General features: G+C 63.8%; 28 protein-coding genes. 17 read left to right on the forward strand and 11 right to left on the reverse strand.

Features of this window, described 5'->3' with window-relative positions; all coding sequences use genetic code 11:
• Positions 1-97: 97 nt before the first annotated feature.
• The 10 genes from C8C99_RS08750 to C8C99_RS08795 all read left to right on the forward strand — a co-directional run bounded on the left by C8C99_RS08750 (position 98) and on the right by C8C99_RS08795 (position 9,820).
• Positions 98-670, forward strand: a complete 573-nt coding sequence (locus C8C99_RS08750; protein WP_015014099.1) for a TetR/AcrR family transcriptional regulator — start codon at positions 98-100, stop codon at positions 668-670.
• Positions 671-816: 146 nt separating this feature from the next.
• Complete coding sequence (locus tag C8C99_RS08755; RefSeq protein ID WP_015014100.1) at positions 817-1,278, forward strand: (2Fe-2S)-binding protein; 462 nt, start codon at positions 817-819, stop codon at positions 1,276-1,278.
• 15 nt (positions 1,279-1,293) lie between these two features.
• Positions 1,294-3,576, forward strand: coding sequence for a xanthine dehydrogenase family protein molybdopterin-binding subunit (locus C8C99_RS08760; protein ID WP_108625504.1), 2,283 nt, complete (start codon positions 1,294-1,296; stop codon positions 3,574-3,576).
• Between the two features lie 728 nt (positions 3,577-4,304).
• The gene (locus C8C99_RS08765; RefSeq protein ID WP_108625505.1) at positions 4,305-5,036 is read left to right on the forward strand and encodes an RNA polymerase sigma factor; all 732 of its coding nucleotides are present in this window, start codon (positions 4,305-4,307) and stop codon (positions 5,034-5,036) included.
• Positions 5,033-5,674, forward strand: a complete 642-nt coding sequence (locus C8C99_RS08770) for a hypothetical protein (protein ID WP_108625506.1) — start codon at positions 5,033-5,035, stop codon at positions 5,672-5,674. The genes C8C99_RS08765 and C8C99_RS08770 overlap by 4 nt, the downstream gene beginning before the upstream one ends.
• The gene (locus tag C8C99_RS08775; protein WP_108627095.1) at positions 5,671-6,606 is read left to right on the forward strand and encodes an ImmA/IrrE family metallo-endopeptidase; all 936 of its coding nucleotides are present in this window, start codon (positions 5,671-5,673) and stop codon (positions 6,604-6,606) included. Before C8C99_RS08770 ends, C8C99_RS08775 begins: the two co-directional genes overlap by 4 nt.
• Positions 6,607-6,691: 85 nt before the next feature.
• Positions 6,692-8,218: an IS21 family transposase gene (gene istA, locus C8C99_RS08780; protein ID WP_108625393.1), complete on the forward strand. Its 1,527-nt coding sequence runs from the start codon at positions 6,692-6,694 to the stop codon at positions 8,216-8,218.
• Positions 8,208-9,011, forward strand: coding sequence for an IS21-like element ISThsp10 family helper ATPase IstB (gene istB / locus C8C99_RS08785; protein WP_108625308.1), 804 nt, complete (start codon positions 8,208-8,210; stop codon positions 9,009-9,011). Before istA ends, istB begins: the two co-directional genes overlap by 11 nt.
• A gap of 102 nt (positions 9,012-9,113) precedes the next feature.
• A complete protein-coding gene (locus C8C99_RS08790; protein WP_108625507.1) occupies positions 9,114-9,422 on the forward strand; it encodes a hypothetical protein in 309 nt (102 codons plus the stop codon).
• Complete coding sequence (locus C8C99_RS08795; RefSeq protein ID WP_108625508.1) at positions 9,419-9,820, forward strand: hypothetical protein; 402 nt, start codon at positions 9,419-9,421, stop codon at positions 9,818-9,820. Before C8C99_RS08790 ends, C8C99_RS08795 begins: the two co-directional genes overlap by 4 nt.
• A 10-nt stretch (positions 9,821-9,830) precedes the next feature.
• On the opposite strand, the gene C8C99_RS08800 is transcribed toward C8C99_RS08795, so the two are convergent.
• The 4 genes from C8C99_RS08800 to C8C99_RS08815 form a co-directional block, all read right to left on the reverse strand.
• The gene (locus C8C99_RS08800; protein ID WP_108625509.1) at positions 9,831-10,478 is read right to left on the reverse strand and encodes a hypothetical protein; all 648 of its coding nucleotides are present in this window, start codon (positions 10,476-10,478) and stop codon (positions 9,831-9,833) included.
• A gap of 515 nt (positions 10,479-10,993) precedes the next feature.
• Positions 10,994-11,203, reverse strand: a complete 210-nt coding sequence (locus C8C99_RS08805) for a hypothetical protein (RefSeq protein ID WP_082576896.1) — start codon at positions 11,201-11,203, stop codon at positions 10,994-10,996.
• 29 nt (positions 11,204-11,232) lie between these two features.
• Positions 11,233-11,649 (reverse strand): hypothetical protein, encoded by a 417-nt coding sequence (locus C8C99_RS08810; RefSeq protein ID WP_056644542.1) that lies wholly within the window; start codon positions 11,647-11,649, stop codon positions 11,233-11,235.
• Between the two features lie 438 nt (positions 11,650-12,087).
• A complete protein-coding gene (locus C8C99_RS08815; RefSeq protein WP_108625510.1) occupies positions 12,088-13,323 on the reverse strand; it encodes an alpha-hydroxy acid oxidase in 1,236 nt (411 codons plus the stop codon).
• A gap of 121 nt (positions 13,324-13,444) precedes the next feature.
• On the opposite strand from C8C99_RS08815, the gene C8C99_RS08820 reads away from it, so the two are divergent.
• Positions 13,445-14,344 (forward strand): LysR family transcriptional regulator, encoded by a 900-nt coding sequence (locus tag C8C99_RS08820; RefSeq protein WP_108625511.1) that lies wholly within the window; start codon positions 13,445-13,447, stop codon positions 14,342-14,344.
• Between the two features lie 89 nt (positions 14,345-14,433).
• Positions 14,434-14,997: an NTP transferase domain-containing protein gene (locus C8C99_RS08825; protein WP_108627096.1), complete on the forward strand. Its 564-nt coding sequence runs from the start codon at positions 14,434-14,436 to the stop codon at positions 14,995-14,997.
• 23 nt (positions 14,998-15,020) lie between these two features.
• Here the strand turns inward: C8C99_RS08825 and C8C99_RS08830 are convergent, their stop codons facing one another.
• A complete protein-coding gene (locus C8C99_RS08830) occupies positions 15,021-15,545 on the reverse strand; it encodes a superoxide dismutase family protein (protein WP_108625512.1) in 525 nt (174 codons plus the stop codon).
• A gap of 99 nt (positions 15,546-15,644) precedes the next feature.
• Positions 15,645-16,238: a gamma-glutamylcyclotransferase gene (locus C8C99_RS08835; protein WP_056644553.1), complete on the reverse strand. Its 594-nt coding sequence runs from the start codon at positions 16,236-16,238 to the stop codon at positions 15,645-15,647.
• 106 nt (positions 16,239-16,344) lie between these two features.
• Here C8C99_RS08835 and C8C99_RS08840 point away from each other — a divergent pair, with 106 nt between their 5' ends.
• Positions 16,345-16,866 (forward strand): OmpA family protein, encoded by a 522-nt coding sequence (locus C8C99_RS08840; RefSeq protein WP_108625513.1) that lies wholly within the window; start codon positions 16,345-16,347, stop codon positions 16,864-16,866.
• Between the two features lie 114 nt (positions 16,867-16,980).
• Here the strand turns inward: C8C99_RS08840 and gloA are convergent, their stop codons facing one another.
• Complete coding sequence (gene gloA / locus C8C99_RS08845; protein ID WP_108625514.1) at positions 16,981-17,394, reverse strand: lactoylglutathione lyase; 414 nt, start codon at positions 17,392-17,394, stop codon at positions 16,981-16,983.
• Positions 17,391-17,942 carry a PaaI family thioesterase gene (locus tag C8C99_RS08850; protein ID WP_108625515.1) on the reverse strand — a complete coding sequence of 184 codons (552 nt, stop codon included), beginning with the start codon at positions 17,940-17,942 and terminating at the stop codon, positions 17,391-17,393. The genes gloA and C8C99_RS08850 overlap by 4 nt, the downstream gene beginning before the upstream one ends.
• Before the next feature lie 73 nt (positions 17,943-18,015).
• On the opposite strand from C8C99_RS08850, the gene C8C99_RS08855 reads away from it, so the two are divergent.
• The 4 genes from C8C99_RS08855 to C8C99_RS08870 are packed head-to-tail and all read left to right on the forward strand — an operon-like array spanning position 18,016 to position 21,690.
• A complete protein-coding gene (locus C8C99_RS08855; RefSeq protein ID WP_108625516.1) occupies positions 18,016-18,495 on the forward strand; it encodes a MarR family winged helix-turn-helix transcriptional regulator in 480 nt (159 codons plus the stop codon).
• Positions 18,485-19,747, forward strand: coding sequence for an MFS transporter (locus C8C99_RS08860; RefSeq protein ID WP_108625517.1), 1,263 nt, complete (start codon positions 18,485-18,487; stop codon positions 19,745-19,747). The genes C8C99_RS08855 and C8C99_RS08860 overlap by 11 nt, the downstream gene beginning before the upstream one ends.
• A gap of 31 nt (positions 19,748-19,778) precedes the next feature.
• On the forward strand, positions 19,779-20,282 hold the full coding sequence (locus C8C99_RS08865) for a MaoC family dehydratase (protein WP_108625518.1): 504 nt from the start codon (positions 19,779-19,781) through the stop codon (positions 20,280-20,282).
• A gap of 31 nt (positions 20,283-20,313) precedes the next feature.
• Positions 20,314-21,690: an MATE family efflux transporter gene (locus C8C99_RS08870; RefSeq protein WP_108627097.1), complete on the forward strand. Its 1,377-nt coding sequence runs from the start codon at positions 20,314-20,316 to the stop codon at positions 21,688-21,690.
• 75 nt (positions 21,691-21,765) lie between these two features.
• Here C8C99_RS08870 and C8C99_RS08875 read toward each other — a convergent pair whose 3' ends face one another.
• The 3 genes from C8C99_RS08875 to C8C99_RS08885 form a co-directional block, all read right to left on the reverse strand.
• Complete coding sequence (locus tag C8C99_RS08875) at positions 21,766-22,563, reverse strand: SDR family NAD(P)-dependent oxidoreductase (protein WP_108625519.1); 798 nt, start codon at positions 22,561-22,563, stop codon at positions 21,766-21,768.
• A gap of 190 nt (positions 22,564-22,753) precedes the next feature.
• On the reverse strand, positions 22,754-24,493 hold the full coding sequence (locus tag C8C99_RS08880) for a SulP family inorganic anion transporter (protein ID WP_108625520.1): 1,740 nt from the start codon (positions 24,491-24,493) through the stop codon (positions 22,754-22,756).
• A 16-nt stretch (positions 24,494-24,509) separates the two neighbouring features.
• Positions 24,510-24,866, reverse strand: a complete 357-nt coding sequence (locus tag C8C99_RS08885; protein ID WP_108625521.1) for a TIGR01244 family sulfur transferase — start codon at positions 24,864-24,866, stop codon at positions 24,510-24,512.
• Position 24,867: the final 1 nt, after the last annotated feature.

The raw sequence follows: 24,867 nt of genomic DNA on the forward strand, positions 1-24,867 counted from the left end.
TCGTACGATGGCGCTTTGCGCAAGGGCAGGGCGCTGTAGTCATGCGCATAGGCTTTGGTAGTGGTCGAATTTATGTTCGTTTATATTCCTGGTTCCGATGAAACCCAAAGACGACGAAAAACAGCGCGCCATTGCCCAGGCCACCTTTGAACTGGTGGCCCAGCGGGGCCTGAGCGGCCTGACCCTGGCCGACATTGCCCGGGCAGCGGGCGTGGCCACGAGCACGCTGTACGTGTACTACCCGTCCAAGGACGAACTCATCAGCCAGCTGTACCAGGACGCCAAGACCGTCACGGCCGCGCGCATCATGGACGGCATCGAACCTGGCATGCCCTACCGCGCACGGGTGCGCCGCGCCTGGGGCAACCTGCTGCGCCATCGGCTGGATCAGTACGCCGAAGTGGTGTTCCAGGAGCAGTACTACAACTCGCCCTGGTTCACCCAGGGCAACCGCGAATTTTCGACCCGGCTGATGGCGGGTTTTTTTGCGCTGATGGAGGAAGGCCAGCAGCAGGAGATCCTGAAGGCCGTGCCCATTCCGCTGCTCACGGCCAGCCTGGTGGGCTCGGTGCGCGAGACCGGCAACCTGATCCGCACCCAGGTGCTGCCCGACGATGAGGCCGTGCACCAGATGGCGTTTGGGCTTTGCTGGGACGCCATCAAGGCCTGAACCGGGTCGCTGCAAAAACTTGGCTTTTGCGGTTTAATCGAATGGTTATTCTCTTAAAACAACAAAGCGGCTCAACCTCTGCCCACGCCGCCCTATCGATTGCGCTGTGCTTTTGAGCGCTGACCTTCACCCCAAGGAGTCCCCCGATGCCCACCCTGAATATCAACGGCAAAGACACGGCCGTGGATGCCGACGAATCCACCCCCATCCTTTGGGCCCTGCGCGACACGCTGGGCATGACCGGCACCAAGTTTGGCTGCGGCCAGGCGTTGTGCGGGGCGTGCACCGTGCACCTGAACGGCGCGCCGGTGCGGTCCTGCATCACGCCCATCTCGGCGGCAGCGGGCCAGAAGATCACCACCATTGAAGCCATCGCCGCCGACGACAAGGTGGGCAAGGCCGTGCATGCTGCCTGGGTGAAGCACGACGTGGCCCAGTGCGGCTACTGCCAGAGCGGCCAGATCATGAGTGCCACCGCGCTGCTCAAGGGCAAGAAGAAGCCCACCGATGCCGACATCGACGCTGCCATGGCCGGCAACGTGTGCCGCTGCGGCACCTACGTGCGCATCCGCGCCGCCATCCACGACGCTGCCAAGACCCTGGCCTGATTGAAGGAGACCACCATGCACTTCGAACCCCATGCCCTGCAGGGCCAGGCACAGCATTTCATGCCAAAACACCTCCAGGCGCTCGTGGATAAAGCGCAAGGCGCTATCACTTCGGAAGCATTGGACGCACCGGACGGCGTGGCGCGCCGCACCTTCCTCAAGGTGTCTGCGGCCTCGGGCTTTGCGCTGGGCGCGTTTCCGCTGGTGTCTGCTGCGCAGGGCGCAGCCTCTGCGGCCCCAGCTGGCCTCAAGCCGCACGAGCAGCCCTCGGCCTTTGTGCGCATCGATGCCGATGGCACCGTCACCGTCACCATCAACCGGCTGGATTTTGGCCAGGGCGTGCAAACCGGCCTGCCCATGATCCTGGCCGAGGAGCTGGATGCTGACTGGAGCAAGGTGCGCAGCGTGCACGGCGACGCCAACCCCGCCTATGCCGACCCTGCGTTCGGCATGCACCTCACGGGCGGCTCCAACTCCATCAAGAACTCATACACGCAGTACCGCGAGCTGGGCGCGCGCACCCGGGCCATGCTGGTCGGGGCGGCTGCCGCACAGTGGGGTGTGGACGCGTCGGCCCTGCGCACCAGCAACGGCTTTGTGGTCGGCCCCGGCGGCAAGAAACTGGGCTATGGCCAGTTGGCCGAAGCTGCCATGAAGCAGCCCGTGCCCGAAAAGGTCACGTTGAAGGACCCCAAGCAGTTCCGCCTGATCGGCAAGCCCACCGGGCGCCTGGATGCCAAGGCCAAGTCGAGCGGCCAGCAGGACTACGGCATTGACGTACGCCTGCCCGGCATGCTGACGGCCGTGGTGGCCCGCCCACCCGTGTTTGGCGGCAAGGTGAAGTCGCTGGATGACAGCGCCGCCAAGGCTATCAAGGGCGTAAAGGCCGTGCTGCGTGTGCCCACCGACCGGGGCGGCGAGGGCATTGCCATCGTGGCCGACGGCTACTGGCCTGCCAAGCAAGGGCGCGACGCCCTCAAGGTGGAATGGGACACCAGCGCGGTAACCAAGCCCGACACCACCGCGCTGCTGGCGCAGTACCGCGAACTGGCTGCCAAGCCGGGCAACGTGGCCATGCAGGCCGACATGGCGCCGCTGGCGGGTGCACCCCACAAGATCAGTGCCGAGTTTGTGTTCCCGTACCTGGCGCACGCGCCCATGGAACCACTCAACTGCACCGTGAAGCTGGACGGCGACAAGGCGGAGCTGTGGATGGGCACCCAAATGCCCGGCCTGGACGCGATGGCCGCCGCCAAGACGTTGGGCCTGCAGCCGCAGAACGTCAAGGTCAACACGCAGATGGCCGGTGGCGGCTTTGGCCGCCGTGCCATCCCCACCAGCGACTACGTGGTGGAGGCCTGCGGCGTGGCCAAGGCCGCGCGCACTGCCGGCATCACCGCGCCGGTGCGCACGCTGTGGAGCCGCGAGGACGACATCAAGGGCGGCTACTACCGCCCCATGCACGTGCACCGCGCCGAGATCGGTTTTGATGCCAAGGGCAAGATCCTGGCGTGGGACCACACCATCGTCGGCCAGTCCATCACCAAGGGCTCGCCGTTCGAGGCCTTCATGATCAAGAACGGCATTGACGCCACGGCCATCGAAGGCATGAAAGAGCCCTACGACGTGCCCATGAAGCTGTCGGTGCACCACCCGGACGTGAACGTGCCGGTGCTGTGGTGGCGCAGCGTGGGCTCCACCCACACGGCCTACGCCATGGAGACGCTGATCGACGAAGTGGCCCGCACCACCAAGCAAGACCCGGTGGCCTACCGTCTGGCCCTGATGGGCGACAAGCACCCGCGCCACAAGGCAGCGCTGCAACTGGCTGTCGCCCAGTCCGGCTACGGCAAGAAGAAGCTGGCCGCCGGCCGCGCCTGGGGCGTGGCAGTGCACGAATCGTTCGAGTCGGTGGTGGCCTATGTGGTCGAGGCGTCCGTCAAAAACGGCACGCCCAAGCTGCACAGCATCACCGCCGGCGTTCACTGCAACCTGGTGGTCAACCCCAAGAGCGTGGAAGCCCAGGTGCAAGGCGCCGCGCTGATGGGCCTGGGCACCTGCCTGCCCGGCGCAGCCATCACGCTCAAGGACGGTGTGGTGGAGCAGAGCAACTTCGGCGACTACGCCGTGCCCCGCATCACCGACATGCCACAGGTGACCGTGCACATCGTGCCCAGCGCCGATCCGCCGAAGGGCATGGGTGAGCCCGGCCTGCCGCCGCTGGCACCGGCGTTTGCCAATGCCATTGCGCAGATCACGGGCAAGACGCCGCGCGAGCTGCCGTTCAAGTTGGCTTGACAAAGTTTGCTGGAATGAGAGCGCCGGGTTTGGGAAAGCCCGGCGCTTTTTTATGGCCCATCCATCTGCTTCAGTTCGGTGTCCACCATGGCACTGCTCTGGCTGTGTTTTGGCGCGCAGCTTTCGGCCTAGTTCAAGCGGCAGAGAAATGACTGCCATGCAGCGATCTCGGTCGGTCCGCGCCGTGGCTCGTATGACGGGTCCTCAGTGAATTTCGGTCATCGAGCCAATAGCCGACACAAGGTTCGACCGACCGGTCTGGGGGCTGAACCGGTCGGTCGTTGCGTGCATGCTTGCGAGCCCACTTCAACATCAGCGGATGTCTGCTTACCGCTGCAGGTCAACCGCTGCCAAACGCTGGCGACGCAAAGTTCGAGACGGACAGGCCCCACGATGCGCTGGTCCGCAACCTGTTTCCTGGGCGGCTGAATGAGCCGTCGTGACCTCGCGCCCGCAGCTTTGAATCCTGTTCTTCGGGTTGGGGCCTATGTTGCTTCGAACTCCAGTACCGCGCGACGCCCAAGCTCCTGGGGCGTGCGCGCGTAACGAAAGGTTATTGCATACTGTTCGGTGGAAAACCGACCGCCGTCGGCTCGGCATTACGGGTCATCTCAACCCGCGACGCCCCGACAGCTTCCGATTTCCGGCTCAACTTGCGACTTAGTTATGCGAGGGGGCATTCCCCTGAAACGAGAGGGGGGTGTTCGCATGACCAACGGAAAACAACGATGTACACACGAGAACCTGACGCGGCCGTAGAGGCCCTCGATGACCGCGCCTTGCTGGCCAGGCTGGCGCGTACAGACTGGGAGCACGACCCACTGTTCATCCCTGATGAGCAGGTCTTTCGCATGTTCAGGCGCGTTCGGGATGCTGGAAACACCAGCCGGGCGGGGATTCTTTCAAGGGTGCTGTCGCGGCGCCTGCTGGGCCTCGCCAAGGGCTTCGCAGTGCGCAGCGGCATCTACCCCGGGAACATCGGAAACATCGACCAGGCCGCGGAAGAGCTGTCGCAGTACGTCTGGGAGTGCCTCGTTACGCGGCCAGGCGACGCAGCGCATGCTGAAAAACTGTTTGGGCAGTTGTTTAAACGCCGCGCGTTCGATTTTCAGCGCCGTCTGCTGGCCAAGAAGCGCAACCTCCAGGACAGCCTGGATGCCATGGAACGCTCAGACGAGGACGATGACCCCGACAAGACCATTCGCAAGGTCTCTGCGCTGCGCCAGCACGATACGCCGGCTGACGCCCTGGACGCCCGGCAACGGCACGCGGAAGTTGCTAAGCGGCTGCAAGCTGTGCTGACTAAGCAAGAGCATTTCGTCTATACGATGCTTTTCGTCGAAGACATGCCGGTTAAAGACATTGCAGCTGCGCTTGGGGTCACCCCTCGAACCATCAACACCTATAAGAACACTGCCATTGACAAAGTCGCAGAGATGCGGAAGGAGTTCATGCAATGACATCGCCCACCCGCAGGCTATCGCTCGAGGAGGTTCTGGACGAGTTCTTCTTCTCCGCCGACAAGCCATCGCCCGCCATGGTTCTTCGCGCCTGCGAAGCCCATCCTCAATATCGCGAGGACATCCTTGAGTTTGCAGCCCTTTGGTCAGCCCACGACGCCTCACCCGAGACTCCAGCTGCAGAGATTGCCAACATCTCTGAGGAGTCTGTCTCGCGCCTGCAGAGCTTTGTACTCAACCGTCTCCATGAACTGGACAACGGGGCTGGGGCGAACTCACAAGCTGAAGCTGCACGCAAAGCCATCGAGTCGCTCGCTGGGAAACGCCTCAAGCAAGCCGCCGCTGCCGCAGGCCTGGGCGCTTCTGCGCTGCTGTTAACGAAGGTCCTCACCAAAAGCATCGTCGACGTACCTATCAAGGTGCTGCGCGACTTGGCGGTGCATCTCGATGTCGCGCCTGGCGGTCTTCAAAGATGCTTGGGACCAGAGCTGGCAGGGACGAAGAGCTATCGGTCGAAAGCGGCGCCAAACGCTTCGTCTCAAGAAACATGGAAAGCCGCGGTCCAGTCCCTGTCGGTCAGCGACGAAGAGAAGCGACGATTGCTCGCGCTACAGCAAGTCAGGGAGTGCGACTCTTGACCCCCTTCCATAGAGCTAGAGAGGCTGCGACGCTGCTAAGGCATCAGCTGTTCGGCAACGAGGCGTCGTCCGGAATCTCATCGAAGCAAGTCATCGAAGCCACCGAAGACGCTGAGGACTTCGATATCTCGGATGCGGCACCTGACGACGAGGCTCTAGGAACCGCAGATGCTGTGTTGGTTCGCAAATTCCGGCAAATTGTCGTGCGCAACGACGTGCAGACCCGGGAACGGGCGTTCCTCGTCGCGCACGAATTCGGACATTGGAAGCTTCATGCCGAAGGCCACGAGGGTTGCCACAAGGTCGTGGATTCGACCTTGAATCCAGAGGACGGCGACACGTTCGGTGCTCAGAAAGTTGAGGCCTACGGCGCTCGAGAACGCGCCGAACTGCAGGCGAACATCTTCGCAAGAGAGCTACTGCTTCCGCGCACCGTGGCACGCGGCCTGTTCCTGACCGGGAAGAACGCAACGCAGCTGGCGCAGGAGCTGGACCTCCCCTTGGAGCTTGTTCGACAACAACTGCTCGACGGATTGCTTCTTCCTGAACCCGCCGCCGCCGTTGAAGAGCAGTCCGAGCCCATCACGCCGACCCAAGAACAGGTCACCGCTGCCACGTCATCTGCCACTACGTCATTGGTCGTAGCCGGGCCCGGGACTGGAAAGACGGCCACACTTCTGATGAGGGTGCAGCACCTGCTCGCCAAAGGAGCAAAGCCCGAGGAACTGCTGCTCCTCACGTTTTCAAATCGAGCCGCCCGAGAGCTCGTTGACCGATTGCAGCAGTTGGGCGTGCCGAACGCACATGACGTCTGGGTCGGCACGTTTCACGCTTTCGGGCTGGAGTTCCTGCGCAAGAACCACGAGCAGTTCGGTCTCCAAGCCCGCTTTGGCGTCGCCGACACAATGGTGTTGATTTCCACGCAGAAGTGACCCACTAACCCCCGGGATTTCCATCCAAACCTGACCCACGTACTAACCCTAACCTGCTGCTTTGCTGAGCAGCAGGAGACCAGGAGTGATAGACGTGGCAACACTGAGTGTCATCAGGCGCTGGGCCCTGCGAGAGCAGCTGTCCATCCGGGAGATCGCCCGCCGCACGGGCCTCTCGCGCAACACCATCCGCAAGTACCTGCGCGTAGGCGAGGCCGAGCCGCACTATGCCAAGCGGGTCAGTCCATCCAAGCTCGATCCCTTCGCCTTGAAGCTCGCCGGCTGGCTCAAGACGGAAGCTGGCCGATCCCGCAAGCAGCGGCGCACCATCAAGCAGATGTACGTGGATCTGCAGGCGCTCGGTTATGGCGGCTCCTACAACCGTGTGGCGGCCTTTGCGCGCCTCTGGCACGAGCAGCGCCTTGTGGCACAGCAGACCACTGGCCGTGGCACCTTCGTTCCCCTGACCTTCGGTCCGGGTGAGGCCTTCCAGTTCGACTGGAGCGAGGACTGGGCTGTTCTCGCTGGCGTGCGCACCAAGCTGCAGGTAGCCCACTTCAAGCTCAGCCACAGCCGAGCGTTCTACCTGCGCGCCTACCCCCTGCAGACGCACGAGATGCTGTTCGATGCCCACAACCATGCATTCGTAGTCCTGGGTGGCGTGCCCCGCCGTGGCATCTACGACAACATGCGCACCGCTGTAGACCGGGTGCGCCGTGGCAAGGAGCGCGACGTCAATGCGCGCTTTGCGGCCATGGTCAGCCACTTCCTGTTCGAGGCCGAGTTCTGCAATCCCGCGTCGGGCTGGGAGAAGGGCCAGGTGGAGAAGAACGTGCGCGATGCCCGCCATCGCCTGTGGCAGGTGGTGCCGCCATTCCAAAGCCTGCCCGATCTCAATGCCTGGCTTGAAGAGCGCTGCGTGGCGCTGTGGCACGAGATCGAGCACGGCAAGCTGCCGGGCACCGTCGCGGATGTCTGGGCTCAAGAGAAGGCAACCTTGATGCCGATGCCCCGGCCCTTCGATGGCTTTGTGGAGCACACCAAGCGCATCTCACCCACCTGCTTGGTCCACTTCGAGCGCAATCGCTACAGCGTGCCGGCGCCGTATGCCAATCGGCCGGTGAGCCTGCGGGTCTACGCCGATCGCCTGGTGGTCGCCGCCGAAGGCCAGATCGTGTGCGAGCATCAGCGCCTGATCGAGCGTAACCACCACGGTACGGGTCAGACCGTGTACGACTGGCGCCACTACTTGGCGGTGCTGCAGCGCAAACCAGGAGCTTTGCGCAACGGCGCCCCATTCCTGGAGCTACCAGCGGCCTTCAAGCGACTGCAGGCCACCTTGCTCAAGCAACCCGGCGGCGACCGGGAGATGGTGGAGGTACTGGCACTGGTGCTGCACCACGATGAACAAGCTGTGCTCGCTGCAGTGGAGTTGGCACTGGAGTCAGGGGCTGCCAGCAAGACCCACATCCTGAACGTGCTCCACCGCCTGCTGGACGGTAAGCCCGCCCCAGCACCGGTCACATCGCCGCAGGCCCTCAAGCTGGCGGTGGAACCCCAAGCCAATGTGCTTCGTTACGACCAATTGAGGGAGGTGCGCTATGCGTCATGACCCTGCCATCGCTTCCATCGTGATCATGCTGCGCGAGCTCAAGATGCACGGCATGGCCCAGGCAGTTGCAGAACTGGCTGAGCAAGGTGCACCGGCCTTCGATGCGGCGCAGCCCATCCTGTCCCAACTGCTCAAGGCCGAGACCGCCGAGCGAGAGGTGCGCTCGGTGGCCTACCAATTGAAGGTGGCCAGGTTCCCGGCGTACCGGGACCTGGCTGGGTTTGACTTCGGCCACAGTGAGGTGAACGAGGCACTGGTACGCCAGCTGCACCGCTGCGAATTCTTGGAGAACGCCAACAACGTGGTGTTGGTGGGTGGCCCGGGTACGGGCAAGACCCACATCGCCACAGCCCTCGGGGTGCAAGCCATTGAGCACCATCACCGCAGGGTGCGGTTCTTCTCCACGGTGGAGCTGGTCAATGCACTGGAAGAGGAGAAGGCCCAGGGCAAGCCGGGGCAGATCGCGCACCGCCTAGCCTATGCCGATCTGGTGATCCTGGATGAACTGGGCTACCTGCCATTCAGCACGTCAGGAGGAGCCTTGCTGTTCCACCTGCTGTCCAAGCTGTACGAGCGCACCAGCGTTGTGATCACCACCAACCTGAGCTTCAGCGAATGGGCCAGTGTGTTCGGGGATGCCAAGATGACCACGGCACTGCTGGACCGACTCACGCATCACTGCCATATTCTGGAAACGGGTAACGACAGCTACAGGTTCAAGAACAGCTCCGCACAGCAACCACCACAGACCACCAAGAAGGAGAAGGCGACCAAGAACTTATCCACAACGTGAGCGTGAAGCTCACGAACCAGGGTGGGTCAAGATTCGATGGAAATGGTGGGTCAGCTTTGCGTGGAAATCAACACTTCCCAAATCTGGAGGGCTGAGTCCACCGTGCAAGCCGCGCCCGAGCTGAACGATACCTACAAAAGGCTCGCCGACGAACGCAAAGACATCTGCGGGATGACGCTGCTGGCTTCCCGCGCCGTGGCCACGCCGTTCGTTGGCGCGCTGGCGGCGGTGCTGGCCCTGGCCGAGGTGATGCGCCCGCTACACGGCGGCTTGGTCTACGCGGTCCTGGACGTGCAGATGAGAACCCTGCGCCATCGCACCGGCGCAGCGCCCAGCACCTATCAAGGCCTCCAGACCGCATTCGTTCAAGCGGAGAAGCGGCCGGTCAGCTCGACGCGGGAGGCTGCGTGAGCAGGCGCGGCTACAAGCGCCACGGCCGCGGCGACCTTTCCACTGCGGTGGACGACACCGCGCACCTCGCCGCTTCGTTCGGCCCAGTCGGTGCCTTTTGCACGGGCACGATTGGCTTTGCCGTCTTCTACACAGTGTTGCCGCTTTGCATGATGGCCTGGACCGCCGAGCGCAAGGCCAGCCTCAAGGGCTCGGCCGCAGCGACCTTCGCGATCTTGTTGGACCAGGTCATGTGGCAGCGCCTCATCTCGCCTTGCCAATGCGCCGGCATCTCCATCCTGCTGGTGTGCTCGGCCATCGCTGCCTGGAAGCTCATCGACCGAGCCGATCTCAATGATGAAGACGTGACCTTCCTGAGTTGCGTCTCTAAAGGCATCGGCCGACTGATGGGGAACTGAGATGCATCCTTCAGAGCTTGTCGACCACTTCAACTGACGCCACAAATTCGTCCGCGTTGGCCACCTGCCCAGCCACCGCAAACAGCTGTCGAGCGTCCTCGTCCCACTGACGGTGCATTTGCTTCTCCAGTTTGTATTCGTCAAAGCGGCGGTAGACGAAAGGCAGTACTTCTTGATGCCAAATCAGCTGCGGAACCGATGGATGGCTTCTCTCAAGACCAGAGTTGTGCCGATTGCCGAAACACACGATACGGATGACCAAGGTCTCGTCTTGCCACACACCATGACCGTAGAGGGCCCTAGCAATCTCCTCTACCTGGTGGGCTGGTCGGAATCCACCGGCGCAGAGCACCTTCTGCATGTTCTGACACTCCGGGTCAGTCCATGGCCCATTCAAGCCGCACTGCCCCGTCTTCACTTCAGAAAGCACCACCATCGGTCTGCGACGTTCAGCCATGAACAGCCGGTAGTCTGGCATGGGCCGCCGTCGGTTCTCCGCACGAAACGGGAACCTCACCCCCAGCACATCAACGTCAGTCTGCTGCGGATAGGCGCCGTCGTCCCGAGGCCCCTCGGGATGCACGATGAAGTTCGGGATAGTGAGAAAGCCGTTGAGCCGCAAGAACCAGAAGGCGAGGCGTTCGGAGGGGATGCGCATATGTCACAGCATCCATGCCGTTGTTCGGTGTGTCAACACGCCTCGTACGCCACATTGTCCGGCGAGCATCCTTTGCGTGACAACAGGCGGGCCAACTTGGCGTCAGCGATTCGAGCCAGCCAGCCTGGCGGCCACGATCGGAATGCACCGCGGGACTGTCTCTACTGGCGATCACTCAAAATGCCCAACCGCCTCCACACACGCCGGACGGCCGCTTCCTTCGGCGAAGCTGCCGGAGAGGCCACGTCAGGTCGAGGGACCGCCTCTGGAACCAGCTGCCGCTTAGGTCCCCACCGACGAGCGACCGAGATCAGCCTATAGCGGTTTCCCATCTCTCTCAACACCTTTGTAGTCCGAAAAATAAAGACGCTTCAACTGCCGTGCTTTGAAAACATGCAAATCGGGGCAGGACCCATGACCGATTCTGTTTTCAGATTCCGGAGATGATTTTGATGAACAGGGTCCGTTTTGCGCGGTCGCCAATGGTGGGTGTTACGCCATGGGCTTGGCGGCGCTCAATACTTGAGTACCACTCCCAGTTCGCCCAGCTTTTTCGCAAAAGAGTCCCTGCGTTTTGCCGCCTTTGCCGCTGTTTCTGTGGCGGCTTGTATTGCCTTCGGACCCTTATTCGCCGCCGCTTGGATCAGCCCGAATTTGTGAGCGGCATCTGCCTCAGCCCGCTTGAACGTGGCGATGAGTTCAGTATGTGCAATGGGTGGATTCACGGTAGACCCTTTATCAATCAGCGTCGTGATTATTCAATTTTGACGTTGGTGCGTAGCAAGGCAGTTCTCAACTCGCGAGTGGCCGGTTTGGAAATATCCACCTTCTGCACCGCTAGGTCGAACGAAGAGCCGGGCTTGATGCTGGTGGGCAGTATCTTTTTGGCTGGCAGTTTGGCAGGGTAGGTGCCTTTACCCGGACACATGCGAACGGAAAACCCGAATTCTTCGAGCAGGCCTTTTGCATACAGCTCCGCCAATTGGTGAAACGATACGAAGGTGGAGCGTTTCACGTCTTTGAGTCCGGGCTGGCTGACGTCGCGAACGAGCTCGAATTTACCCAGTGAATCGCGCTGCGTATCGGTAAACGGGTGCAGGAAGAAAGTCTGGCGAACGCCATCCTTTTTGGACACCAAAGTGTGCTCGACGGTTATATCGGTTAGCAGCATATTTTTTCTATCTCCGCGAGTTGCGGTTTGCACGGCCACATCCGCTGGCGAGCCTCACCCAAAATCGCAGATTTTGTTGTCAAACCCCGTCACCGGGAAGCACGATGCGGTCAAAAATCGCCCGCGGGGCGGGGACTTTAACTGAAGGGCCGTCCATGGCAGTTCCATAGTGCACGGCAAACAAACCGGTTCGGGCCAAAACTGCCTGCCAATGGTGGTCGAGTGAAAGTTCGAAATCAGCCTGAGGCCGTCAGCGGCGCTGCAGACCATTTCTAGTGAGTGAAAAGTGCTACTAGCGCTTTTCTGATAAGCGCTGACAGCTATCAATATTGAAGTGATCGACAGGATTTTTGCCGGCGCTGCCATCACTTCATTTCAAACTACGCTGATTGCACTTTGCGCCCTAGGGACCCTCCGAGAAGCGTGCGCCGGAGTCCCTCAGCGTGTCCGCCGGTCCATGAGATGCTCTGGCCCCAGCGCTGCACAGGTGGTGGCGCCCAGCATGGCCAGGTTGCGATCCACCTCGGCGCGCAATAGATCGATGGCCGCTGTCACGCCTGCCTCGCCATCGACTGCAGCGGCGTAGTTGAAGGGCCGCCCTACAAACACCGCTTGCGCGCCCAGTGCCAGGGCTTTGATCACGTCGGTGCCCCGGCGAATGCCGCCGTCCAGCATCACCGTCATGCCGCTGCCCGCCTGCTCGACAATCGCGGGCAGCACGCGCAGCGGGGCCACGGCTCCGTCGAGCTGGCGGCCGCCGTGGTTGCTGACGATGATGCCGTCCACCCCATGCTGGCGGGCCAGGGCGGCGTCCTGCGGGCTGAGAATGCCCTTGACCACCAGCGGGCCGCGCCACTGGCGGCGGATGTGGGCGATGTGGCTCCAGTCAAAGTGGTCGCGTGCGGCAAAGTCGCGCTGCACGCGCGACGACAGGATGGGTGCGCCGCGCTCGGCAAATGAGTTTTCAAAATGCGGCATGCCGTGACGTGCCAGCGTGCGCAGCAGCGTGCCCGCCAGCCAGCGCGGGCGCACCAGGCCGTCCCACGCCAGGCGCAGGCTGGGGCGCAGCGGGGTGGAGAAGCCCGCGCGGATGTTGTTCTCGCGGTTGCCGGCCACGGGGATGTCCACCGTCACCACCAGGGTCTGTACGCCTGCAGCAATCACGCGCCACAGCAAGGCGTCGATGCGTTCGGGCGTGCCGGGCAAATAGGCCTGGAACCAGGTGCCGGGGGCGGCGGCCATCACTTCTTCCAGCCGGATGAGAGAGCTGCCGCTTTGCACGGCCGGAATACCCGCCGCGGCCGCCGCACGAGCCAGCACGATGTCGCCCCGGTAGGCCGACAGCGCCGCGATGCCCATGGGCGCGATCCCGAAGGGGCTGGCGTAGCGCTGGCCGAACAGCGTCACGCCCTGGTCGCGCTCGGCCACGTTGCGCAGCACGCGGGGAACGAGGGCGATCTCGCGGAACGCTTGGCGGTTGTCGTCCGATGCCAGGCTGTCCTCGGCCGCACCGGCCACGTAGCCAAAGATGGGGCGCGGCAGCACGCGGCGGGCGGCGGCTTCGAAGTCGTCCAGCGAGAGCAGGCGGGCCGTGCGGCCGCTGCGGCGCGTGCCGTTGAAAGCGCCCCAGGCGTTGGGGGAGGGCGGTTGGGGTGTAGAGGAGGGGGTAGACATGGCGTGGTTCCAGGCAAAAGCAAACGGGGGGCTGGAAAGCAGTGTCCTGAAACCGCAATAATCAAGAAAGCGAATTTATTGTGAATAATTTGTTCGCCTAATTGAAAAATTAGTCCACAACATGACCCTCAAGCAGCTCGAAGCCTTCTACTGGGCCGCCACCTGCAGCAGCTTTGCCATGGCGGCCGAGCGGGTGCATCTGTCGGTGTCGTCCCTGTCCAAGCGGATTGCCGAGCTGGAGGCCTCGCTGGGCCAGGCGCTGTTTGACCGCGCCGGTCACCGCGCCGCGTTGACGGAGGCGGGCACACGGTTGCTGCCGCTGGCGGGTGGGTTGCTGCAGCAGGCAGACCGTTTGCAGCAAGAGATGGGTAGCACCACCGGCCTGCGCGGCCCCTGCCGGCTGGGGGTGGGCGAACTGACGGCAATCACCTGGCTGCCTCGTTTGGTCTCGGCCCTGGCGGCGGCGCACCCGGCCCTGGAAGTGTCTGTGCATGTGGATGTGGGCGCGGCTCTGGCGGAGCGGCTGGACAAGGGCGAGCTAGACGTGGCCGTGATTGCAGGCCCCGCCAGCCGCAGCGCGCTGACGTCAGTGCCGCTGACGTATGCGCGCTTTGCCTGGTGCGCAGGCCCTGGCGTGGCGCGCGGCCTGCATCAGATGGACGCCGACGCTGTGCAGTCGCACCCGCTGGTGACGCTGCCGCAGAGCTCGGGGGTGACCCACCTCATCGACGACTGGTTGCGACAGGCCGATGCCCGCCCCGCGCGCCGACTGGTGTGCAACTACTGGGGCGCCATCGTGGGCTTGCTGGCACAGGGCAGCGGCATTGGCTTGCTGCCCGAGGGCTGGGCGCAAGCCCTGTGCGAACGGGGCGTGCTGCAGCAGCTGGCCAGCCCGGTGCCCCTGGGCTCGCTTGGCTACGCGCTCCACAGCCGGCGGGACGACCTGCGGCCCCTGGTGGGTATGCTGCACGGAATGGCGACGCAGCACGCGGATTTCACGGTGGGGAGCGGAGCGTTCTGACGACCTGATAGATGCGTAGCGCCGCCCTAGAATCGCGCCGACTGCACGCCGCAGCCGCCGGCCCGTGGAACCTGTTCAAGCGCAACCCCATGCTCAAACCAACCTCCCTTCCCGTCATTCTGGTGCTGGCCTCGGGCCGGGGAGCGCGTTTTGCCGCATCCGGCGGTGCGGTGCACAAGCTGCGCGCGCCCCTGGGGGCAAAAACCGTGTTGGAGCACACCCTGGATGCCGTGCGCGCCAGCGGTTTGCCCTGGCACCTGGAAGATGCAGGCCACCCCGGCATGGGAGATTCGATCGCTGCGGCTGTGCGCGCCACGGCCCAGGCGCCCGGCTGGCTGGTTTTGCCTGGGGATTTGCCACTGATCCGCCCCGCCACCTTGCGCACCATGGCCGCCGCGCTGGCAGACCCGGGCTGCGCCGTGGTCATGCCGGTGTACCGGGGCGAGCGCGGTCACCCCGTGGGGTTTGCGGCCGCATGTTTGCACAGCCTGCTGGCGCTGACCGGCGAGCAGGGCGCCGCCAGTGTGGTGCGCGAGCAGGCGCAGCAGGTCAGGGTGCGGCAGGTGGAGGTGGATGACGAAGGCACGGTGACCGACATAGACACCGTGCAAGACCTGGAGCGGGCCGCACGGTTGCTGGCGGCGCACGGATAGCGGCGGCAAAGGCCGCTTTCGCTTTATTTGGAAGCGATCACCGCGCAGGCGAGGCGTGGGCCTGCGTTGCCGGTGGGCTGCGTTTGGTAATCGTCGGGGTCACGGTGAACGATCAGGCCTTTGCCGACGATGTCGGTGGTCGGACCGCCCACACTGATGGATTTCGACACAAAGCTGAAGGCGGCCACGCCGTACTTGTCGGCCTTGAGGCTGGGCAGGTCGCCGGTGTGGTGCTCGGCCGCGCTGTGGGCCCCGTGGGGTTTGGCCGTGGGGTTGAAATGTCCGCCCGTGCTCATCCCGTCGCCACTGCTGCAGTCACCCTTTTCGTGCACATGAAAGCCGTGTTCCGCACCCGGCTTGAGTCCACGAATTTCACCCGACACCTGAACACCCTCATCGGTCTGCACAAACGTGACCGTGCCGTTGGCGGTATTGCCCCGGGTGGGCTCCAGCTTGGCCATGGCGCGGTTACCGGACAGATGGGAGGCGCAGCCCACCAGCGCCACAGCAGCCAGGGAAGACAGGGCAAAAGCAAAACGAATCTTCATGACTCAAACTCCTCGGTGCGAATGAATGAACGCGGGATCGAACCCGATACAAAGGCGCAGTCTCGCAAGCCACCGCGTGCGAGTCCAGAAAAATGTGCACTATGACTCTTTTTGGGCCAGTGCGATCAACCGGGCCAGCGCCCGGTCATGGATGCCGTGCCTGCGCAACTCGTCATAAGTGGCCTGGGCGTAGTCGCGCGTGGTGCCGTAGCGGCCGCAGGCTTCGTCAAAGATGCGCCGGTACTCATGGTCGGGCAGCTCGCCTGTGTGGTTGGGGCTTTTGCGTGACAGGGTAAAGGCCAGCGCACTCACCGGGCCGTGGGGAGTGTGGCAGGTCAGCCAGCGGGGGTCGTACACGCCGGTGGGCATTTCGCGCTGCCACAGGTTGATCATGACCTGCCGGGCGTGCGCCTTGTCCACGCGGAACACCATGCCCCGGCAGCTGCCGCCCGAGAGCATGCCAAACACCAGACCCGGGCACTCGGGCGTGCCCCGGTTGATGCGGCTCCACATCTTCAGCGCCCGGTGCCAACCGTGGACCTTGGCCGCGCGGCGCTCGGCATAGTCAAAATCCGGTCGCCAGATGAGCGACGCGTAGCCAAAGATCCACAGGTCCTGATGGCCGCCCCATTCCTGGAGGGCACGCTCCAGCATGGGCGCCGGGTCTCGCAGTGGGGCGGGCAGATTCGTCATGGCTTCACTCTACAATCGAAAGCTTTGCTGCAATCGGCCAGGGCCTTGTTTTCGCACCTTCTGCAGGGCCGGCCAACCACTTTTTTTATCACTACAGGGATCCTTCATGTCCAGCTCTGACGGCGATAGCCAAGAACGTTTTGCCCTCGGTTTTCTCTTTGCACTGATTGCGTTGGTGATCTCCGTGGTGGTGGGCACCGTGGTAGTCAAGCGCCTGGGCGCCAAGGCCCCGGCCCAGCCCGCTGCAGTGGTTGTGGACGCTGCCCCGGCCGCCCCGGTTGCCGTGGAAGAAGACGTGGCCAGCGTTCGCGTTGAAAACGGTGTGGTGAAGTTCTACTTTGCCACCGCCAAGGCCGAACTGGCCGCAGGCGCCAACGAAGCCCTGGCCGATGTGGTCAAGGGTGTGGCCGAAGGCAAGAAGGCCGTTGTTTCGGGCTTCCACGACGCGACGGGCGACGCGGCACTGAACGCAGAACTGGCCAAGCAACGCGCAGTGGCCGTGGCCGAAGCGCTCAAGGCCCTGGGCGTGGCCGAAGACAAGGTCGAGCTGAAAAAGCCCGAAGAAACCACCGCGACCGGCAGCAACGCCGAAGCACGCCGTGTGGAAGTGACGCTGGGCGCCCTGTAAGCGCTGCCAGCTTCCCCAACAAAAAAACCCGGCAAGGCCGGGTTTTTTTGTGGTCAAAATGGCCGCTTGCGCTAGTAGAACATGCGCAAACAGCTATTTATTTGATAGTAGAAGTTACCGCAGACCTTGGCCGCCTGCGCCCTCGGCGCGCTGGATCAACTCGATCTTGTAGCCATCGGGGTCGGTCACAAACGCAATCACTGTGGTGCCGCCCTTGACCGGGCCGGGTTCGCGCGTCACGTTGCCGCCCGAGGCCTTGATCTTCTCGCACGCCGCGTATGCATCGGGCACACCCAGGGCGATGTGGCCGTAGGCCGTGCCCATGTCGTAGCTCTCTGTGCCCCAGTTGTAGGTCAGCTCGATCTCGGCCTGGCCGGGGTTGCCGCCCTCAAAGCCCAGAAAGGCCAGCGAGTATTTGTACTCGGGGTTCTCGGACTGGCGCAGCAGCTGCATGCCCAGAACCTTGGTGTAGAAATCAATCGAGCGTTGAAGGTTGCCAACGCGCAGCATCGTGTGGAGGAATTTCATCCCTTCGATTGTGCAGGCAGATCGAAAACCAGGCAGGTGGTGGTGGCGTGGGCGTACAGCGTGCCGTCCGGCCCCACCAAGCGCGCCTCGGCCGTGGCGAGCTGGCGCCCGCTGTGGATCACCCGGCCCTCGGCGCGCACGCGCTGCACCTTGGGCGTGATGGCCTTGACCAGGTTGATACCCAGCTCGGCCGTGGTGTAGCCGCGCCCTGGCTCCATGCGGGTGTGGATGGAGCAGCCCAGGGCGGAGTCGAGCAGGGTGGCAAACCAGCCGCCGTGTACCGTGCCCATGGGGTTCAGGTGCTCCAGGCGTGGAGTGCCTTGGAAGATCGCCGTGCCTTCGCCCACTTCGACGATCAAGAAGTCCAGCGTCTTGGCAATGGCCGCGTAGGGCAACTCGCCGCGCAGCATGGCCTGCATCTGCTGCAGGCCATTCAGGTGGGCGATCTGCTCGCGGGTGGCTACGCCCGGGCCGGGGCCTGCATCCAGCGTGGCCAGAATGTCGCGCTCCTGCGCCAGCCAGTGTTCGAGGTGGTTGTGTTGGGTCATGGGGTGTCCGGTTTGGGGGTAGGGTCGAAACGTATATATTGCATATGCAATTATTGCAGATACAATCAAATCCATGCAAGCCGAACCATCCAACCTGGCCCCTGTGCTACCGCAGGGTTGCACCAACTTCAAGCTGCGTCAGTTGATGCGCCGCGTGGCCAACCACTACGACGCCGAAATGGCGAAGTGCGGGCTCAAGACCACGCAGTATTCGCTGCTGTCGCATGTGCTCAAGCTGGGCCCGATCCGCCCCGGCGACCTCGCCACGGAAATGAAGATGGATGCCTCCACGCTGACACGCAACCTGCGACCGCTCGTCGATGCAGGTTGGGTGACGCTGAAGGCAGGCACGGACGCACGCAGCCGCCTGGTGCACATCACCGATGCGGGCCGCGACAAACGCGCAGAGGCGCAGCGCCACTGGAAGGCCGCGCAACTGGCGCTGAACGAGGCACTGGGTGTGGAACGCGTGATGGCGCTGCATGCGCTGGTGGACGACTCGCTCGATTTGCTGGCTGCACTTCCAGTGCAGGAGGCTGTGCATGACGAATAACCACACTCCGCTGGCGACGGTACCCAAGTCCGCCACGCCACTGGCCCTGTGGCTGGTGCTGCTGGCCGCCGCTGGCGCCTTTGCGCTGACCATGGGCACGCGCCAGACCATGGGCCTGTTCCTGTCCGCACTCAATACCTCCACAGGCTTGGGCATTGGCAGCATCAGCCTGGCGTTTGCATTTGGCCAGCTGTGGTGGGGCCTGACCCAGCCATTTGCCGGGGCGGTGGCCGACCGCATCGGCACGGGCCGCGTCATCCTGTTGGGCGTAGCGCTGGTGGCGCTGGGCACGTTCATCACGCCGTATATGACCACCACGGCTGGGCTGATCTTTGCGATTGGCGTGTTGGCTGCAGGTGGTGCGGGCATGGCGGGGCCGTCCGTGCTGATGGCGGCCACTGCGCGGCTGGTGCCGCTGCAAAAGCGCGGGCTGGCCAGCGGCATCGTCAACGCGGGCGGCTCGTTCGGGCAGTTTGTGATGGCGCCCATCGCCATCAGCCTGACGGCCGCCGTGGGCTGGGCCAGCGCCATGCAGTGGCTGGGCGTACTGGTGCTGCTGGCTCTGCCGGCGGTGTGGGTGCTCAAGGGCAACTCCAACGCGCTGGCAGCGCAGGCCGCTGCCGCCTCTGGCCAGAAGGCGCTGACCGCGCGCGAGGCCATTGCCCAGGCGTTGGCCACGCCCAGCTATCGGTACCTGGCAGCGGGTTTTCTGGTGTGCGGTTTTCACGTGGCGTTTTTGGCCACGCACTTGCCCGGCGTGATAGCGGCCTGCGGGCTGGCGCCCGAGGTGGGAGGCTGGGCGCTGGCGGTGATTGGGCTGTTCAATATTGTGGGCAGCCTGGCCATGGGCTGGGCGGTGGGGCGCTGGCGCATGAAGTCGCTGCTGTCGCTGCTGTATGCCACGCGCGGTCTGGCGGTGCTGATTTTCCTGTTCGCGCCCAAGACGCCCGCCGTGGTGCTGGTCTTTGCCGCCGTGATGGGTGTGACGTTCCTTTCCACCGTGCCGCCCACGGTCGGGCTGGTGGCCAAGATGTTTGGCACGGCCAACATGGCCATGTTGTTCGGCATCGTGATGTTGTCGCACCAGATGGGCGGGTTCCTCGGCGCCTACCTGGGCGGCACTGTGTTCCAGGCCACCGGCAGCTACGACTGGGTCTGGTACATCGACATCGTGCTAGCCGTGGGCGCAGCGCTGGTGAATCTGCCGATCCGAGAAGCACGCCTGGCGCGGCCTGCCGCCACTGCCGCCTGAACCAACACCCTCTCTCCAGAAAGCCATCGACATGACGCAGACCCCGGCCAGCCATGCCTCGACAACCACAAAGCCCCCGATCTACCTGGACGACCTGTCGGTGGGCGACCAGTTCAAAAGCGGCGAACACGCCATGGACGAGGCACAGATCACCAGCTTTGCCGCGCAGTTCGACCCGCAGCCCTTTCACCTGGACGACGCCGCAGCCCGTGACACGCTGTTTGGCGGCCTGGCCGCCAGCGGCTGGCATACGGCGGCCGTGACCATGCGCTTGCAGGTGACGAGCGGTCTGCCGATTGCGGGCGGCATCATCGGCGCAGGCGGCGAACTGGCCTGGCCCCGGCCCACCCGCGCTACCGATGTGCTGCATGTGGTGAGCGAGGTGATGCAGATCCAGCCCTCCAAGTCCAAGCCCGACCGGGGCATGGTCACCGTGCGCAGCGAAACCCGCAACCAGCACGGCGACGTGCTGCAGCTGTCTACCGTGCGCATCGTGGTGCCACGCAAGCCTGCGGCCGGTGGGGCAGGGGCCTGACGTGACCGAAGCCCTGAACCCGCGCACCCGCATGCTGCTGGAGGCGCCCATCGCGCCCACCTTGCTGCGGCTGGCCGCGCCCAACGTGCTGGTGATGCTGGCGCAGGCGGGCGTCGGACTCATCGAGACCTACTTTGTCGGCAAGCTGGGCACGGACGCGCTGGCAGGCATGGCGCTGGTATTCCCCGTGGTCATGCTGATGCAGATGACATCGGCAGGCGCCATGGGCGGCGGCATCGCATCGGCCATTGCCCGCGCCCTGGGCGCGCGGCGGCGGGAAGATGCCGACGCGCTGGTGCTGCATGCGCTGGCCATTGCGGCGGTGTTTTCGCTGGTCTTTACCGTGGGCGTGGTGGGAGGAGGGCGCTGGCTCTACACCCGCATGGGCGGCACCGGCGGCGCGCTGGATGCGGCGTTGGTCTATTCCAACTGGGTGTTTGCGGGCGCGTTTCTGGTCTGGCTGTTCAACACGCTGTCGGCCGTGATCCGGGGCACGGGCAACATGGCCGTGCCGGCGTATGTCACGGTGCTGGGGGCGTTTGTGCTGGTGCCGCTGTCGCCGCTGTTCATCTTTGGCTGGGGCCCCATGCCCGGCCTGGGCATTGCCGGGGGCGCCATTGCGTTGATGGCGTATTACCTGATCGGCAGCGTGGTGCTGGCCGCCTATCTGTGGTCGCCGCGCAGCCTGCTGCGGCCTTCGCTGGCGCACATCCGGTTTCGCTGGGTGCTGTTCAAGGACATCCTGCGGGTGGGCCTGGTGGGCACGGTGTCTACCGTTGCCACCAACCTGGCGATTGGCGTGACCACCGCGCTGGTAGGTGGTTTTGGCACAGCGGCCATTGCGGGTTACGGCACGGCGTCGCGGCTGGAGTACCTGCTGGTTCCGTTGGTGTTTGGCCTGGGCGCGCCGCTGGTGGCCATGGTCGGCACATGCATCGGCGCTGGCCAGCGCGAGCGTGCCTTGCGCGCCACCTGGATCGGCGCGGCCATGGCGTTTGTGATGGCTGAGGCGATTGGTCTGTGGGCGGCGGCGTTTCCCAACGCGTGGCTGTCGCTGTTCAACAGCGACCCCGCCATGCTGGAAGCGGGGGCGCTGTATCTGCGCACCGTCGGCCCGGTGTACGGGTTTTTTGGCCTGGGTCTTGTGCTGTACTTTGCCTCGCAAGGGGCAGGGCGCCTGCTTTGGCCCGTGATCGGCAACATCGTGCGCCTTGCGGTGGCCGTCACCGGCGGCTGGCTGGCGCTGCGCTGGGGCGGTGGACTGGCTGCCGTGTTTGCCGCGCAGGGGGCGGCGCTAGTGCTGTACGGCCTGGTCAACGCCTGGGCGATTGCTGGCGGCGCCTGGTTCGGCCCGGTCGGCTGGCCGCGCAGCACCGCAGGGCTACTACAGCGCATGCCACAGGTCTGAAAGTCATAAAAATAGCCGCTAGCGCTAGTGAATCATGCGCTGGCAGCTATCAAAACATGAGTGGTCGAAAGTGCGTCAGACCGGCACGGTGTAGTTGAGCGTCATGCGCCCGCCGTCCACAGTCACGATCTCTCCCGTCACGTAGCTGGCCGCATCGCTGGCCAGCCAGGCCACCACATCGGCAATCTCCGACGGCTCACCCAGCCGCTTCATGGGCGTGCGGCTCATGATCTTGTTCTTGGCCTCATCACTCGTCAGCACCGCCTTGGCGGCCAGTTCGGTGGCAATGGTGCCCGGGGCCACGGCGTTCACGCGGATGTTCTTGTCGGCCAGCGCCAGGGCCATCACGCGCGTAAGCTGGTTCACGCCGCCTTTGCTCACGTTGTAGCTGGAGATGTTGGGGATGGTCAGCACACCGTTGACCGAACTCATATTGACGATGGCGCCGCCACCCGAATTGACCATCGCCAGCGCCACCGCCTGACCGACGAGGAACGAGCCCTTGAGGTTGACCCGCAGCACGGCGTCAAAGTCTGCTTCGGTCACCTCCAGAAAATCTGCCGCCCTGAAGATGCCGGCATTGTTCACCAACACGTCGATGCGTCCATGGGCCGCCAGGGTCTGGGCCACCAGCGCATCTACCTGCGATTTATCGCCCACATCGCAGCGGACGTAGAGCGCACCCAGCTCCTGCGCCAGCGCTTGGCCGCGCGCATCGTCCACATCGACGATCACCGGCTTGGCACCTTCGGCCGCAAAACGGCGGACACACGCCTCGCCAATGCCTTGGGCGCCCCCGGTGACGATGCAGACGCGATCACGAAGGCCGAAGTGGATGTGGGATGTGGAAGAGGCTTGGGTGGGAAGTGTCATGGGCGGTGATGGTAGCGGCACTGGCGGATGACAGAGGCCAGAGAGTCCAGATTGAGCGATGAGATACAGTCGTGGGACTCACTATATAGTAGATACGATGTATATTATGTTAAATATAAAATCTACTTCTCTTTAAAGCTCTCTGCGGATCAGGACGTCCGTTCGACGCCCCATCGGTCAATGTCAATGGCTAGATAGCCGCCGCCGGATCACCGTACCGACCCACCATGCTGCCAGCCCGCCTTGCGTATTCAAACGCAGCATGGGTGCTCAAAAAGATCCGTCCATTCAGCCGCGTGCCAAGTTCTGTGCCCTGCAAACGATCGAGTACTGGGCCTTTCACCTCAGACAGCAGCAGTGCCGCCCCTCGCTGGGCCAGGCTGCGCTCCAGATCCGTGAGTACCCCCAAGGCGGTTGTGTCGATCTGGTTGATGGCTGAGCACACCAGAAGCACGTGGCGCGTATCCGGTTGGGCGGCTACCAATTCCTCCACACGGTCCAGCAATGCGTCCGAATTGGCGAAATACAGGCTTTCATCCACCCGCACGGCAATCAGGCCGGGCTCTGTGGTCACCGTGTGGCGGGTCACGTTGCGAAAGTGCTCAGTGCCTGGCACTCGACCCACCACCGCAATGTGCGGATGGCTGCTGCGCCACACCAATGTGCCCAGCGACAACGCCACCCCCATCAGGATGCCGACTTCCACGCCAAAAGCGATCACGCCCCCTGCAGTGGCCAGCAGGGCCATGGCGTCAGCCTTGTCGTAGTGCCAGGCCTCGCGCAGTGTCTCCACGTCGATCAGGGACACCACCGCCACGATGATGGTGGCTGCCAGCACGGCGTGGGGCAAATAGTGAAACAGCCCCGTCAGCGCGGCAATCACCACACCCATCAGCACGGCAGAAATGACACCTGCCAGGGGCGTGTTGGCCCCGGCCGCAAAATTGACGACCGAGCGCGCAAAACCGCCCGTGACGGGAAAACCACCCGACAGCGCACTGGCAACGTTGGCAGCCCCCAAGCCCAACAGTTCCCGGTTCGGTTGAATGCGCTGCTGCCGCTTGAGCGCCAGCGATTGCGCCACCGACACGCTTTCGACAAAGCCCACCAGCGAGATCAGCAGCGCAGGCAGCCACAGCGAGCCCACGGACGCCATCGAAACCGCCGGCAACCCGATCTGCGGCAGGCCTTGGGGCACCGTGCCCACAATACTGACGCTTGCCGTCTGATCCCAGCGCATGGCGGCCACCAAGGCGGTGGACACCATCACGGCCAGCATCGGCGCCAGCTTGGATGCGATATCTGCCAGGCGCGGACTGGCGCCCAGGCGGACCAGCCACGGAGACAGAGACTTGCGCGCCAGCACCAGAAACAACACGCTACCCGCACCGATGCCCAGCGTGACCAGATTGGTTGCGGGCGCTGCGTGGGCCAGTTGCACCAAGGTGTCAAAGACATCGGTGCCGCCCGCCTTCACGCCCAGCAAGTGCTTGACCTGACCCACAGCAATGAGCACAGCCGAGCCAGAGATAAAGCCGCTGATCACCGGATGGCTCAGAAAATGGGCCAAAAAACCCAGCCGCAACACCCCAAACAGCAGCAACATGCCCCCTGAGAGCAGCGACAGCAGCATGGCCAGCGCCACGTAGTCGGGCGAGCCAGCGGCAGCCAGCGGCTGCAGGGCGCTCGCCGTCATGAGCGAAGCAACTGCCACCGGGCCTACGGCCAGCGTCATGCTGGACCCCAGCGCGGCATACGCAATGATCGGCAGGATGCTGGCGTACAAGCCCACTTCGGGCGGCAAGCCCGCCAGCAGCGCGTAGGCCAGGCTCTGCGGTATCAACATCACCGTCACGATCACGCCGGCGACCATGTCGCCGGAGAGCCAGGACTTCTGGTAGTTGCGGACCCAGCCGGGGATGAAGTTCATGATGGTTCCCGGGTGATCAGGACGCGTCGGCGTCCAAGTTCTGCGTCAGCCCAAATAACTGTGCAGACCTGGCGCCCGAACGGCAAAACGCCAACGTGGGCTTGGGGGCCGAGAGCAAGATCTTGTGCATGGTCTGCACCTGTTCCGGCGTGATGGAGCCGCTCACCACGGGCAGGTATACGTAGTGCAGCCCGGCCACTGTGGCAGCGCGCTCCATTTCAGGGCTGGTGGGCTGTGCGCCACCGCCCTCCCCGTCTGGCCGGTTGTTGATGATGGTCTTGAAGCCCTGCTGGGCCAAAGAGGCAAAGTCGGTGGTGGCCAGCTGGGGCGACACTGCGAAGTCCGGGGTCAGGGCAATGATTTGCAGCGGCATG

It is taken from the genome of Acidovorax sp. 107, assembly GCF_003058055.1.
GTDB lineage: Bacteria > Pseudomonadota > Gammaproteobacteria > Burkholderiales > Burkholderiaceae_C > Acidovorax.